The following is a 13,029-nucleotide window of genomic DNA, read 5'->3' on the forward strand; positions in this document are numbered from 1 at the left end:
ATGTGAGCCCTTGCAGGTATCAGAAGTCGACCGTGGCCGACAGGAGGAGGGTGCGTGGCGAACCCTGGGAAAACGCGCCGTAGGAGGCCACACCGGACCAGTATTCGCGGTCGAACAGGTTCTGCACCGTGGCGCGGAAGGTGGTCGGACGCTCGGCGATGCGCGTGCTGTAGCGCGCGCCGACATCGAAGCGGGTCCAGGCATCCAGCTGTTGGGTGTTGGCCTGGTTGACGTACTGGCTGGCGGTATAGATCGCGCCGCTGGTCAACGTCAGCCCTTCGACCCACGGGGTGTCCCATTCGGCCCAGAGGTTGGCTTGCACTTCGGGCACGCCCACCGGGGTGTTGCCCTGGTTGGCGGCGATGCTGGTTTTGGTGAGCTGTGCATCCAGCAGGGTCACGCCACCGAGCAGGCGCGTGCCTGGGGCGACTTCGCCAAACAGGCTCAGTTCCAGGCCGCGATTGCGTTGTTCGCCTTGCACCGAGAAGCGTCCCAGGGCCAGTTCACCCGTGGGTTTCTGGATCTGGAACAGCGCCAGCGTCGACATGAAGGTGCCGTAATCGAGCTTCACCCCGACTTCATGCTGCCTGGAAACGTAAGGCGCGAAGATCTCCCCAGCGTTGGCCGCATTGGACGGTGCCACATCGCCCTTGCTCAGGCCCTCGAGGTAGTTGTAGTAGAACGCCACATGCTCCCAGGGCTTGACCACCGCGCCGAACAGCGGCGTGGTCTTGCTCGCGTCGTAGGCCGTGGTCACGGCACCGGCGGCGTTGTAGTTATGGGACTGGATGTTCTGTTTGCGCAAGCCCACGGTGACCTGCACGCGTTGGTCGAGTATCGACAGGGTGTCAGCAATGGCCGCGCCGGATAACTCGGTGGCGGAGACTTTCGGCGCGTCCGGCTTGGCGATGGAGGGTTTGGGGCGCTCGACCGGGTGGTAGATATTCGACAGCACCGGCGCGCCGGAGATTATCCCGCGTGACAGCTCATCGCGATAGCGGGTGACTTGCAGGGTACCGCTGTGGCTGATCGGCCCCGTGTCGAAGCGCAGGCGCGCACCGGCATCCACCGTGTAGCGCTGCACTTCGAAGCGGTAATAACCGGGGATCGATGAGGTGTCGCCGGCCGTGTTGACAATGCTTGGCGTCTGGTCGGACAGGCGCGCCACCGCCGATTTGCCGCCACCGGCATGGGCAAACACCGTCAAGTTGTCGGTGAGGTCGTACTCGCCACTGAGCAGGGCGGATTTGTCCCGGGTGCGCGACCAGCCCCAGTCCTGGCTGACGTTGGTACGGCCATTGGCGGCGTCGGGAATCTTTACGCCGGAGGCGATCAGGAACGGTCGGGACGCGGCGTCGAAGGTTTCTTCCTGGGAAATCAGGTCCAGGCTGGTCCGCAGGCTGTCGCCCTGGTAATCCAGGGACAGCGCACCGATGCCGACTTCACGGGATTGCTTGTCGATCACCGTGTCGCCTTGTTGCACGCCGCCGTTGAGACGCATACCAAAGCGGCGTTCCCCGCCAAAACGGCGGCTGATGTCGATCCGGTTACCGACGTGCGCATCCTGGGCATAGCTGGCGGTGTAGCGGGTCAGGTCTTCCTCGAGCGAGCGCTTGGGCACCACGTTGATCACTCCGCCCACCGCGCTGTTGGGTGACATGCCGTAGAGCAGCGCGCCGGGGCCTTTCACCACTTCGATACGTTCGGCGTATTCGGTGAACACCCGGTAGTTGGAGGCCACGCCGTACACGCCGTCGAACGCCAATTCGCCGAGGTTGCCTTCGCCCACCGGAAACCCACGGATGAAAAACGAGTCGACAATGCCGCCGGTCTGCCCGGTGGAACGCACCGAGGAGTCGCGTTCCAGCAGATCGCCCACGGTGGTGGCTTGCTGGTCCTTGATCAACGAGGCGGTGTAGGTGCTGACGCTGAACGGTGCGTCAATCACATCCGCATTACCGAGCATGCCCAGTCGCCCGCCGACGGCCACTTGGCCGCCTGAATACAACGGTGGCAGGCTATTGGCGCGTAGCTCGACGCCACTGACCGTGGTGTCCGAGAGGGTGACTTGGCGCTGCACCAGCGTGTAGGTGCCGTCGCTGCGCAACACCATGTCCAGGCCGCTGCCGGCCAACAGGCGGGTGACGGCTTCCTGGGTTGAGTAAGTACCGGACAGCCCAGGGCTGGTCAGGCCTTCGGTGAGGGCCGGGACAAACGACAGGGCGATGCCCGCGTCCACGGCAAAGCTCGACAGCGTGGCGCCGAGCGGGCCTGGCGCGATCTGGTAGGCACGGACCGCGACCGCATCCAACTGCGCGGCCATGGCGGCGCTGGCCAGGGCCAGGCTGAGCAGCGCGCTGCGAATCACAAGCATCAAAGGGAGCCCTGTGGACGAGAGGAAAAGGGGGGTTCCTGTGTGTGCCAGTCGAGATCGGAAAAAGTATCACCCGAGCGGTGTTTTATTTTTCGCGCCCGCTCAGGCGGGCGACAGGGTGACCCAATAGCCGTTCAAGTGGCCGCTGACGAGCACTGGGTAGGTCTGCACCAGCATGTTCAAGGTGCGTTGGGTATCGCTGATGGGGAAGGCGCCGGAAATGCGCAGCTCGGCAATCGTCGGGTCATAGCGCACGAAGCCTCGGCGATAGCGGGTCAGCTCGGCGACGAAATCCGCCAGGCGCATCTTGTCGGCCATCAGCATGCCTTGGGTCCAGGCCCCGACATTGCGGTCGGTGGGGGTGAGCGAGCCAAAGGTCTGCGCGGAAAAATCCATGCGTTGCCCGGCGTTGACCACCAACGGCGCCACCTGGCGGTTGTCGGCCAGCATTACTTTGACGGCGCCTTCGAGCACGGCCAGGTGGGTACGTGCGTTCAATTCGCGCACGGTAAAACGCGTGCCCAGGGCTTGCATGCGGCCCTGGCCGGTGCTGACAAGGAACGGGCGGGATGCATCCTGGGCGGTCTGCACCAGGATTTCACCTTCGCGCAAGTGCACTAGGCGTTGCTGGCTGTCGAACAGCACGTCGATGGCGGAGTCGGTATTGAGGGTGATGCGCGAGCCGTCGGCCAGGACCCATTCGCGACGCTCGCCCACGCGGGTGCGGTAGTCGGCGGTCCACTGCTGGGTGTGCGCCAGTTTCCAACTGCCCCAGCCGACCGGCATCACCGCCAGCAGCAGGGCCAGCTTGCCCAGGGCTGCACGGCGTTCCGGGTGGCTCGGCCGATCCAGTGCCGACATGGCCAGGGCCGGCGGCAGGCCGTCCAACTTGCTTTGCAGCAACTGCGCACGGGCCCAGGCGCGATCACGCTCGGGGCTGCTGGCTTTCCAGCGCTCCCATTCGGCGCGTTCGTGGTCGCTGAGGCCGCCTTCGCTCAAGCGCATCAGCCACTCGGCGGCTTCTTCGAGGACTTCGGGGGCTAACGGGGGTTGCTTGCGCAGGCTGAGCACTTATTCCACCAGCATCAGGCACTGCACAAAAGCCTGTTTCATGTAGCGTTTGACGGTGATCAGCGATACGCCCAGTTGCTCGGCGATGTCCTGGTATTTGAGGCCGTTGAGTTGCGACAGCAGGAACGCCCGCTTGGCCAGTGACGGCAGGGCGTCGAGCATCGCGTCGATCTCGTGCAGGGTCTCCAGCACCACAAAATGCGCTTCCGGCGAAGGCACTTCATGGGGCGGCACGCTGGCGAGCGCCTCCAGGTAAGCGCGTTCCAACGCCTTGCGCTGATACCAGTTGATCAGGATGCCCTTGGCCACACAGCTCAGGTACGCCCGTGGCTGGTCGATCACCGTGACCTGGGAGGCGAGGATGCGCGTGAAGGTGTCCTGGGCCAGGTCGGCCGCGTCCATGGCGTTGCCGAGTTTGCGCTTGAGCGTGGCGTACAGCCAACCGTGATGGCCGCTGTATAGGGCCTCGATCGCGCGCAGGTGCTGCTGGTTATCGGCGGTAAGGATTTCGCTCATGGCGCGGATCCGTGCAATTGAGAAGTATTCCCAATGCTAAGGGACAACCCTGTGGGAACGCAACGCGAGAATCGCAACCCAGGCCACCGCGTACGCCAGGCACACGAACAGGTAGGTGTACGCCAGGCCATACACCTGGCTGAGCAACCCGCCGAGGCAGATGCCGGCAATCGAGGCGAACTGCGCGGTGCCTTGGGCGAGGCCCAGCACATGGCCCTGACGGGAGCTATCGACGGTCTTGGAGATCAGCGCCGTCAGCACCGGGGTGGTCGCGCCCAACAGCACGCCCCAGATGAAGTAGGTGCACACAAACACCACAGGTTCGCGGGTGACCCCGGCCAGGCCGGTGAGGGCAATGCAACCGAGCACCACGTAAGCGATGCGCCGTAGCGTGTCGGCTTGCGTACGGCCCTCGAAATGCCGCGACCAAGCCGTGGCCGACAGGATAAACCCCAGCGCCAGCAAGCCGTAGCACAGGCCCACCACCGCGTTGCTCACGGCGAAGGTGCTGCTCACATAAAGCGAGAACGAAGTCTGCGGCAGCATTCGCGCGAGCAGCAGAATGCCCATCACGCTCAGCAGCGGCAGTAACGCAGACCCTTGCCACACACCACCCTTGTCAGCGGACGCGGTTTTCTTGACCGGCGCAACATCCGGCAAAGTCACCGCCGCCACCAGCGTGCACACCGCGCAGAGTGCGGCGGCGCTGAGGTTGATCCAGAAGAACGTCGCATGGTCGAGGATCAAGCCGCCCACCACCGCGCCCAGCAATGAGCCGACATTGGTGGAAATCTGCAAAAGCGCAAACAGCCGCGCCCGCCGCGAATGCGCCTCTATGCTCATCCCATACGCCTGCGCCGGGGCGATGTACCCGGCGCATGCACCCTGCAGGAAGCGCAGGATCAGGATGGTCCAAAGTTCGCTGAACAGCGCGAGTCCCAGTTGGGTCAAGGTGAGCCCGACCAGTGCGCGGATCATCATCAGCTTGTGGCCGTAGCGATCACCGATACGGCCCCAGAACGCACTGGTCAGCAGGATGCCAAGCATCGGCCCCACGTACACCGCGATGCTGGCGAAGCTGAACAGGGTGTCGGAATCGGTCAGCCCGCGCAGGTGCAAGGGCCAGAATGGGCCGCTCATTTCCATGGCGCCCATCGACACAAGTTGGATCGTGAACAGCAGGTAAATCAGGACACGGGTGGTTGGCATGAGTCGGTCTCGGTAAAAAAACGTGCGGGACGCTGATACTTTTTCCCGCGTCGGCTGGCATCAGGGGTAATGCTCATTTCTCACGATGAAAGGACCCTGATGCCATGCCCGTTGCCAGCCGGTTAACCCTCGCTGTCCGTACTGCCCTGATGCTCGCCGCCGCTAGCACCAACGCCTGGGCTGCCACCCAGGCGTCGACCGACGACAGCGCGCAAAGCCTGACCCTTGACGCGACGAACGTCAACGCCGTTTACCACGGCCCCACCGACTTGCCGGAGGTACTCGCCGGTGGCCAGGTCGCCCGTGGCGCGCGTTTGGGCATGCTGGGCAACAAGGACGTGATGGACACGCCGTTCAGCGTCACCAGCTACACCGCCAAGACCCTGGCCGACCTGCAAACGGTGACCGTGGCCGATGCGTTGGAGCGGGATCCTTCGGTGCGCTCAACCGGCCAGACTGGCGGTATTGTCGATTCGTTTTTCATCCGGGGCTTTGCCATCGGCGAGGGCAACCTGGGCGAGTTGGCCTACGACGGTGTGTACGGCGTGGCGCCCAACTACCGGGCGTTTACCGAGTACGCTGAGCGCGTCGAAGTGCTCAAGGGACCGGGCGCGTTGATGTACGGGATTTCACCGAACAGCGGCGTGGGCGGGGTGATCAACATCGTGCCCAAGCGCCCGCTGGACCAGGATTTGACGCGCTTCACCGGCAGCTACGCTTCGGACTCCCAAGTGGGCGGTCACCTGGATATCAGCCGACGCTTCGGTGACGAAAACCAGTTTGGCGTGCGCTTCAACGGCAGCCTGCAGGGCGGCGATACCGCCGTGGACAACCAGAACCGCGACGTCGGTATCGGCGCCATTGCCCTGGATTATCGCGGTGAGCGCCTGCGCCTGAACCTCGACTACATCAGCCAGAAGGAAAGCTGGGAGGGCGCCTCGCGGCCCTTCACCATTGCGCCAGGAGTAGAAGTTCCGTCCGCGCCGAATGGCCGCACCAGCCTGCCGCAGAAATGGGGTTGGTCCGATACCAAGGAGCAATCGGCCTTGCTCGGCGGCGAATACGACCTCAACGACAACCTGACCGTGTTCGTCCATGCCGGTGGCGGCAAGTCGGATGTGAAGCGCATGTCCGACCAGGTGCCGCGCATCCTCAATGACGCCGGCGACACCAGCAATATCCCGGGCTACTATAAATTCAACGTCGACCGCTCGACCGCTGACGTGGGCCTGCGCGGGCTGTTCGCCACGGGGCCGGTCACCCACACCACCACATTGATGGCGACCCGTTACCAAGATGAACTGTCGCGGGGCATCACCAACGGCACGGAGATCCGCTCCAACATCTACCATCCGGTCGACACGCCCAAGCAATCGATCAACACGCCGAAGGTGCTGCGCATTTCCGAATCGGAACTGTCCGGCGTGGCGCTGACCGACACCTTGGGGATTCTGGATGACCGCATTCAGCTGACGTTGGGCGTGCGCCGCCAGGACATCGAGTCGCGCAACTACAGCGCCACCGGTGTGGTCAGCTCGCGCTACAAAGACAACGCCACCACGCCGTTGGTGGGGGTGGTGCTCAAGCCTTGGGAGGATGTGTCGCTCTACTACAACTATGTTGAAGGCCTAAGTAAAGGTGATATCGCCCCCGGTACCGCTGCCAATGCCGGCGAGACGTTTGCACCTTACGAGTCCAAGCAGCACGAACTTGGCGTGAAGTATGAGCACGGCACCTTCGTGACCACCGTGGCGCTGTTCCAGATTGAAAAGCCCAGCGGCGAATTGGGCGCCAACGGTGTGTATTCAGTACAGGCCGAACAGCGTAACCGAGGCCTCGAACTGAGCATGTTCGGCGAAGTGGCGCCCGGCACTCGCTTGATGGGCGGCGTGACCTTCCTCGATGGCGAGCTGACCCGGTCCGCGACTGCCGCCAACCGTGGCAATAAACCGGTAGGCGTGCCGGATATCCAGGCCAACCTCTGGGCCGAGTGGGACACGCCGTGGCTGGAAGGCTTCACCCTCACCGGCGGTGCGATCTACACCGATAGCCAGTACGTCAGCCAGGCCAACACCCAGGAACTGGATTCATGGACGCGCATCGATGCCGGCGCGCGTTATGCGACCAAGATCGAAGGCCGGCCAACGACCTTCCGCGCGACCGTACAGAACGTGTTTGACCGTGAGTACTGGTCGGGCGTGGCCTCGTACGGCGCCTTCTCGCCGGGTTACCCGCGCACCTTGCAGCTGTCGGCCACGGTGGACTTCTGACCGGTCAGGCAAAGTCCTCTTCGAAATACTCCTGTTCACCGCGTGTGTCGCTTTGGCGCCGCACCACCTCCATCTGCCGCAGCTCCACGCGGCGGATTTTTCCGGAGATGGTCTTGGGCAGCTCGCTGACAAACTCGATGCGTCGCACCCGCTTGTAAGGGGCGAGATTTTCGCGGGCGAAGGCGAAGATGTGCCGGGCCAGTTCCTGGCTGCCCGCTGCGTCGTGGGCCAGGATCAGGAACGCCTTCGGCACCGCCAGGCGCAACGGGTCGGGGCTCGGCACCACAGCCACTTCCATGACCGCCGGGTGTTCAATCAAGGCGCTTTCCAGTTCGAATGGGCTGATGCGGTAGTCGGAGGCCTTGAACACATCGTCGGCGCGACCGACGAAGGTGATGTAGCCGTCGGCGTCGATCTGCGCGGTGTCGCCGGTGCGGTAGTAGCCGTCACGCATGACCTCGGCGGTTTTCTCCGGGCTGTCTTCATAGCAGAGCATCAGGCCGAGCGGACGCACGTCGAGGGGCAGGGCGACTTCGCCTTCGTTGCCGGGAATGCCGTCCGGGTCAAGCAGCGCAACCTGATAACCCGGCAACGGGCGGCCCATGGAACCGGGCTTGAGCACCTGGCCGGGCGTGTTGCCCACCAGGGCAGTGGTTTCCGATTGGCCGAAACCATCACGCAGCGGCAAGCCCCAGGCGTGCTGGATCTGTTCGATGATTTCCGGGTTCAGCGGCTCACCGGCGCCTACCAGTTCGCGCAGGCTCAAGCGTGATTTGTAGCTGGCGAGATCCTCTTGGATCAGCATGCGCCATACCGTGGGCGGCGCACACAGGCTGGTCACGCCGTAGCGTTCCAACGCACTGAGCAAGGCCGGCGCGCTGAACCGCGCGACGTTATGGATAAAGATGCACGCGCCGGCATTCCACGGGGCGAACAGGCAACTCCATGCGTGCTTGGCCCAACCCGGTGATGAGATATTCAGGTGCAGGTCGCCCGGTTGCAGGCCGATCCAGTACATGGTCGACAGGTGGCCGACGGGGTAGCTCTGGTGGCTGTGCAGCACCATCTTCGGCTTGGACGTGGTGCCGGACGTGAAATACAGCAGCATCGGATCGGTGGCCAGGGTGCGGCCTTCGGCCTCGAACTGCTCGGGGTATTCAAAGGCCGCGTTGTGCGCGACCCAACCGGCAGGGGCAGACCCCACACAGACGCGGCTGCAACCGTCCGCCAGCCCGGCGAACTTGTGCACATGTGCTTCACCCACCACCAGGTGACGAACCTGCCCGCGCTCAATGCGGTCGCGCAGGTCATCGGGGTTCAACAACGCTGTGGCCGGGATGACCACCGCGCCGAGCTTGAATGCGGCAAGCATGGTGTCCCACAACGCCACATCATTGCCGAGCATCAACAACACACGATCACCCCGGCGCACGCCGAGGGCGCGCAGGTGGTTGGCCACCTGGTTGGAGCGCGTAGCCAGTTGCTGGAAGCTGTAGCGCTGCCCGCTGTTGTCTTCCTCTACGATCCACAGCGCATCCGCCGCATTACCCTCAGCCATGGCGTCGAAATAGTCCAGGGCCCAGTTGAATTCGCCCAGTTGCGGCCAACGGAAATCCCGTACGGCGGTGGCGTAGTCGGTGCGGTGAGCGAGCAGAAAATCCCGAGCGGCCAGGAAGGGCTGGGTCATGGTGGCTGTCCTTAATTATTGTTGTGGGACTTTGCCTCGGCTGAACCGAGAAGCTGGACCGAGTATAGGCACGCAGAAATCAGAGCAGAACGCTCAAAAACACCGTTGCGTTGTGCAAAAAAGTCATGGGTGTTGAACCGCCAAGCAGGGTGATTGACGATAAAGACGTAAAAGTCCAATATGGAATTATAAGTACAAAAAACTGGCTTCATCTCTTTCTTCAGGCTTGCCAAACCAACAACAACTTGCGAGAACACTCCATGAAGAAGCGCCCCTTTATCACCGCATTGGCCCTAGGCTTACTTGCCTCCAGCCATTTGATGGCCGCCGAGAAAACCCTGCGCATCGGCATTGAGGCGGCTTACCCGCCGTTCGCGTCCAAGACGGAAGAAGGCAAGATCGTCGGCTTCGACTACGACATCGGTAATGCGCTGTGCGCGCAGATGAAGGTCAAGTGTGTATGGGTTGAAGGCGAGTTCGACGGCCTGATTCCTTCGCTCAAGGTGAAGAAAATCGACATGGCGTTGTCGTCCATGACCATCAACGAAGACCGTAAGAAGTCGGTGGATTTCACCCACAAGTATTACTTCACCTCATCGCGGCTGGTGATGAAGGAAGGCGCCGTGGTAGATGACCAATATGCCAGCCTCAAGGGCAAGACCATCGGCGTACAGCGCGCCACCACCACCGACCGGTATGCCACCGAGGTGTTCGAGCCCAAGGGCATCAACGTCAAGCGCTACAGCAATAACGAAGAGATCTACATGGACCTGGCGGCCGGGCGGCTGGATGCGATCTTTGCCGACACCATTCCCCTGAATGACTTTTTGCAAATGCCACGGGGCAAGGGCTACGCGTTTGTCGGTCCGGAACTCAAGGACCCGAAATACGTGGGCGAGGGTGCAGGGATTGCGGTGCGCAAGGGTAATACCGAGTTGGTCAGCGAGTTGAACGCGGCCATCGATGGCATTCGTGCCAGTGGTGAGTACCAGGAGATTTCGCAGCAGTACTTCAAGTCCGACATCTACGGCGATTGATTGCCCCCTGTAGGAGCGAGCTTGCTCGCGAAAAACGCTAACGATAATGCGTTCATTATGGCTTAACGCGTCGTCAGTGACTTTTTCGCGAGCAAGCTCGCTCCTACAAGGGGTAAGTCGATCAGCCCTTCAACTCTTTCAGGTGTTTGTAGACCGTCGCCCGCCCCATGCCCAGCACATTGGCCACATAGTTCGAGGCGCTCTTGCCCTTGAACGCCCCTTCGGCGTGCAGCGCCAGCACCAGCTCACGCTTGTGGTCACGGGTCAGCAGGTTCAGGCTCAACTGACGCTCGCGCATCCACGCATGCAGAAATGTGTTGATGCGCTCCTGCCAGTCATCGCGAAACAGCGAGTCCGGTTGCGGGATCAGTTTGCTCGGCGACAGGAACAGGTCCAGCGCCGCCTTGGCATTTTCAAACAGTGAGATATTCAGGTTGATGCACAGCACCGCCAGCCGACGACCTTTGTGGTCATGCAGCACGGTACTCAGGCTGCGGATTTTCTGACCGTCCCAGTTGAGCTTTTCGTACGGGCCTATGTTCACATCGCTGACGTCATCACTGAGCATGTCCTCCAGCGCCGAGTCATCACCGATGCTGCGCTTGGACAGATTGTTGGCGATGTAATCGACTTTTTGCGAGCGCAGGTCATGCAACACCGCTTCGGCGTGGGGGAAGAACAGGGTGGCGATGGCGTCAGCCATCGCACGGAAGTTCTGCATGACCTTGTCTTGTTCAGCGGTGTTCATCAATGGGGCTCCAGGCGGGCAGGGGAGAGCATACCAGCGTCGAGGCCGAACTGCGTCAGAGCCTCCGGCAGCGGCGCGCCACGCACCAATGCAGCACTGGCCTGGCCCATGGCTGGCGAGGTCTGGATGCCATAGCCGCCTTGTGCCGCTACCCAAAACAGGCCCGGTATCATCGGGTCGAAACCCGAGAGCAGATCACCGTCGTGCACAAAGCTGCGCAGGCCGGCCCAGGTACGGGTCGGGCGGCGGATGGTCAGGGTGGTGGCTTCTTCGATCTGGTAGATGCCCAGGGCGATGTCCAGTTCTTCGGGCTGGATATCCTGGGGTTCCACGGGATCGGCATTGGCCGGTGAGCCGAGGAACATGCCAGCGTCGGGTTTCATGTAGAAGGATTCGTCCAGTGCCACCAGCATTGGCCAATGGTGGCTGTCGATGCCTTCGGGACCGGCGAAGATGAACGCGGAGCGCCGCTTGGGCTGCAAGCCGATAGATGCGGCGCCGGCGAGCCCGCCGATATGGTCGGCCCAGGCCCCGGCAGCGTTGATGATGACGTGCGCGGTATGGGTTGTGTCTTGGGTTTGCACGTGCCAGATGCCGTCAGCGTCGCGGCTCAAACCGAGCACATGACTGTCGGTGCGCACTTCGCCGCCGTTGCGGCGGATGCCACGCAGATAGCCCTGGTGCAGGGCGTCGGTATCGATGTCGCTGGCGGTGGGGTCATACAGCGCCCCGTGGACTTTTTCGCGGCGCAGGATCGGCAATTTTCCACAGGCTTCGTCGGCGCTGAGCAATTGCACCTGCGACACGGTGGCCTTGGCGCTCAAGTACTGGGCGTTCAACTCGGCCGCATCGCCAATGAAATCCACGGTCATTTCGCCCCGTGGCGTCAGCAGCGGGTGTTCACAGAAACCGGCGGGTGGGTTGTCGAAAAAATCTCGGCTGGCCAGGGTCAACGCGCGCACCTGCGGGGTGCCATAGGCGGCGGTGTACAGCGCGGCTGAGCGCCCGGTGGAGTGATAGGCCGGGTGGTTTTCGCGCTCCAGCACCAACACCTTGCCGTGCTGCGACAACCAGAACCCCGTGGACGCGCCGGCAATGCCGCCGCCGATGATGATGAAGTCTGCGTGGCTCATAACTGTCTCCAGAGTGCATTGGCCAGGGCGATGTCTTCCAGGCCCAGGCCTATGGAACGGAAGAATACGTGGCGGTCGTAGGACGGACACTGCACTTGTTCGCTGAGTAATTCGGGTAGGTCACCAGCCACGGTGCGCGGGTCCCAGCCGTGTTGTTCAGCGGCGATCAGCATTTCACCCGCCGCGCCTGGGGTAGTACGGCGATAGTCGCAGAATACCTGCATCGCGCCGAGACTTTGCGGCGAGACCTCATGGGCACGCGGAGCGTTGGTGCTGATCGACGTGATCAGCGCCGGTTTGCTCAGGCACGCCGGATCGAGCACCGGCGTGGCCGACGACGTGCACAGCAGGATCACGTCTGCATCGGCCACCGCCGCCTCGCAGCTGTGAGTGATGTTTACCCGTGGGTCCAGATGCTTGATGTGTGCGATAGCATCGGCGGATGCATTGACCAGGCTTGGCGAAAACACACTGATACTCTGCCAATCCCTGAAGCCTTTCACATAGTGCAGGTGCGCCTGGGCCACCTTGCCACTGCCGATGATCGCCAATCGTCGCGCTGCCAAAGGCGCCAATGCATCCACCGCCAGTGCAGTCGTTGCCGCAGTACGTGCCGTAGTCAGTTCGCCCGCATCGCACAACAGCAATGGTTGGCCGGTCTGCATCGACATCAGCAAGGTCCAGGCCGTCACCAGCGGGCCTTGTTCACGCACGATGTAGGGCGAAGTCTTGACCCCGTACACCCCATCCTCGGCCAGTACGCCCAGGTAGTTGATGAAGTCGCCCGCCGCTTGCGGGAACTCCACGAGTTGTTGCGCCGGCTGCACCGCTTGCCCGGTTGCCAGGTCACGGAACAGTTTGCGCAGGATCTGCGGTACATCGATTTGACCGAGCAACTCGCGGGCTTGGGCCTGATGGATCACATGGGGTGTGCTGGACATCGGTGTCTCCACGGATAAACTAATTTGTCCATTATGGACTTTT

10 protein-coding genes are annotated in these 13,029 nt (G+C 62.4%); 2 read left to right on the forward strand and 8 right to left on the reverse strand.

Annotated features, from left to right (window positions below; translation table 11 throughout):
• Positions 1-19: 19 nt before the first annotated feature.
• From RB216_RS10660 to RB216_RS10675, 4 genes are all read right to left on the reverse strand, one after another.
• Positions 20-2,374 (reverse strand): TonB-dependent siderophore receptor, encoded by a 2,355-nt coding sequence (locus RB216_RS10660; RefSeq protein ID WP_308908668.1) that lies wholly within the window; start codon positions 2,372-2,374, stop codon positions 20-22.
• A 102-nt stretch (positions 2,375-2,476) separates the two neighbouring features.
• Entirely contained in the window at positions 2,477-3,445 is a 969-nt protein-coding gene (locus RB216_RS10665) for a FecR domain-containing protein (protein WP_068933971.1), read from the reverse strand.
• Entirely contained in the window at positions 3,446-3,961 is a 516-nt protein-coding gene (locus RB216_RS10670) for a sigma-70 family RNA polymerase sigma factor (protein WP_308908669.1), read from the reverse strand.
• 36 nt (positions 3,962-3,997) lie between these two features.
• Positions 3,998-5,170: an MFS transporter gene (locus RB216_RS10675; protein ID WP_068933970.1), complete on the reverse strand. Its 1,173-nt coding sequence runs from the start codon at positions 5,168-5,170 to the stop codon at positions 3,998-4,000.
• Positions 5,171-5,274: 104 nt separating this feature from the next.
• Here RB216_RS10675 and RB216_RS10680 point away from each other — a divergent pair, with 104 nt between their 5' ends.
• Entirely contained in the window at positions 5,275-7,440 is a 2,166-nt protein-coding gene (locus RB216_RS10680) for a TonB-dependent receptor (RefSeq protein WP_028619682.1), read from the forward strand.
• Between the two features lie 4 nt (positions 7,441-7,444).
• Here the strand turns inward: RB216_RS10680 and RB216_RS10685 are convergent, their stop codons facing one another.
• Positions 7,445-9,127, reverse strand: a complete 1,683-nt coding sequence (locus RB216_RS10685) for an AMP-binding protein (RefSeq protein ID WP_236318764.1) — start codon at positions 9,125-9,127, stop codon at positions 7,445-7,447.
• 260 nt (positions 9,128-9,387) lie between these two features.
• On the opposite strand from RB216_RS10685, the gene aotJ reads away from it, so the two are divergent.
• Positions 9,388-10,164, forward strand: coding sequence for an L-arginine-binding protein AotJ (aotJ, locus tag RB216_RS10690; protein ID WP_308908670.1), 777 nt, complete (start codon positions 9,388-9,390; stop codon positions 10,162-10,164).
• 121 nt (positions 10,165-10,285) lie between these two features.
• Here the strand turns inward: aotJ and RB216_RS10695 are convergent, their stop codons facing one another.
• From RB216_RS10695 to RB216_RS10705, 3 genes are read right to left on the reverse strand one after another with little or no spacing between them, the layout of a single operon-like run.
• Positions 10,286-10,912 (reverse strand): helix-turn-helix transcriptional regulator, encoded by a 627-nt coding sequence (locus RB216_RS10695; protein WP_010211240.1) that lies wholly within the window; start codon positions 10,910-10,912, stop codon positions 10,286-10,288.
• Complete coding sequence (locus RB216_RS10700; RefSeq protein ID WP_068933964.1) at positions 10,912-12,045, reverse strand: NAD(P)/FAD-dependent oxidoreductase; 1,134 nt, start codon at positions 12,043-12,045, stop codon at positions 10,912-10,914. Before RB216_RS10700 ends, RB216_RS10695 begins: the two co-directional genes overlap by 1 nt.
• Positions 12,042-12,986: an ornithine cyclodeaminase family protein gene (locus RB216_RS10705; RefSeq protein WP_308908671.1), complete on the reverse strand. Its 945-nt coding sequence runs from the start codon at positions 12,984-12,986 to the stop codon at positions 12,042-12,044. The genes RB216_RS10700 and RB216_RS10705 overlap by 4 nt, the downstream gene beginning before the upstream one ends.
• Between the last annotated feature and the right edge of the window lie 43 nt (positions 12,987-13,029).

The organism is Pseudomonas canadensis, from assembly GCF_030980095.1.
Lineage (GTDB): Bacteria > Pseudomonadota > Gammaproteobacteria > Pseudomonadales > Pseudomonadaceae > Aquipseudomonas > Aquipseudomonas canadensis.

Coding starts and splice junctions, on each gene's coding strand:
- RB216_RS10660 (WP_308908668.1), bottom strand. CDS start 2,374: ATGCTTGTGATTCGCAGCGCGCTGCTCAGCCTGGCCCTGGCCAGCGCC.
- RB216_RS10670 (WP_308908669.1), bottom strand. CDS start 3,961: ATGAGCGAAATCCTTACCGCCGATAACCAGCAGCACCTGCGCGCGATC.
- RB216_RS10675 (WP_068933970.1), bottom strand. CDS start 5,170: ATGCCAACCACCCGTGTCCTGATTTACCTGCTGTTCACGATCCAACTT.
- RB216_RS10680 (WP_028619682.1), top strand. CDS start 5,275: ATGCCCGTTGCCAGCCGGTTAACCCTCGCTGTCCGTACTGCCCTGATG.
- RB216_RS10685 (WP_236318764.1), bottom strand. CDS start 9,127: ATGACCCAGCCCTTCCTGGCCGCTCGGGATTTTCTGCTCGCTCACCGC.
- aotJ (WP_308908670.1), top strand. CDS start 9,388: ATGAAGAAGCGCCCCTTTATCACCGCATTGGCCCTAGGCTTACTTGCC.
- RB216_RS10695 (WP_010211240.1), bottom strand. CDS start 10,912: ATGAACACCGCTGAACAAGACAAGGTCATGCAGAACTTCCGTGCGATG.
- RB216_RS10700 (WP_068933964.1), bottom strand. CDS start 12,045: ATGAGCCACGCAGACTTCATCATCATCGGCGGCGGCATTGCCGGCGCG.
- RB216_RS10705 (WP_308908671.1), bottom strand. CDS start 12,986: ATGTCCAGCACACCCCATGTGATCCATCAGGCCCAAGCCCGCGAGTTG.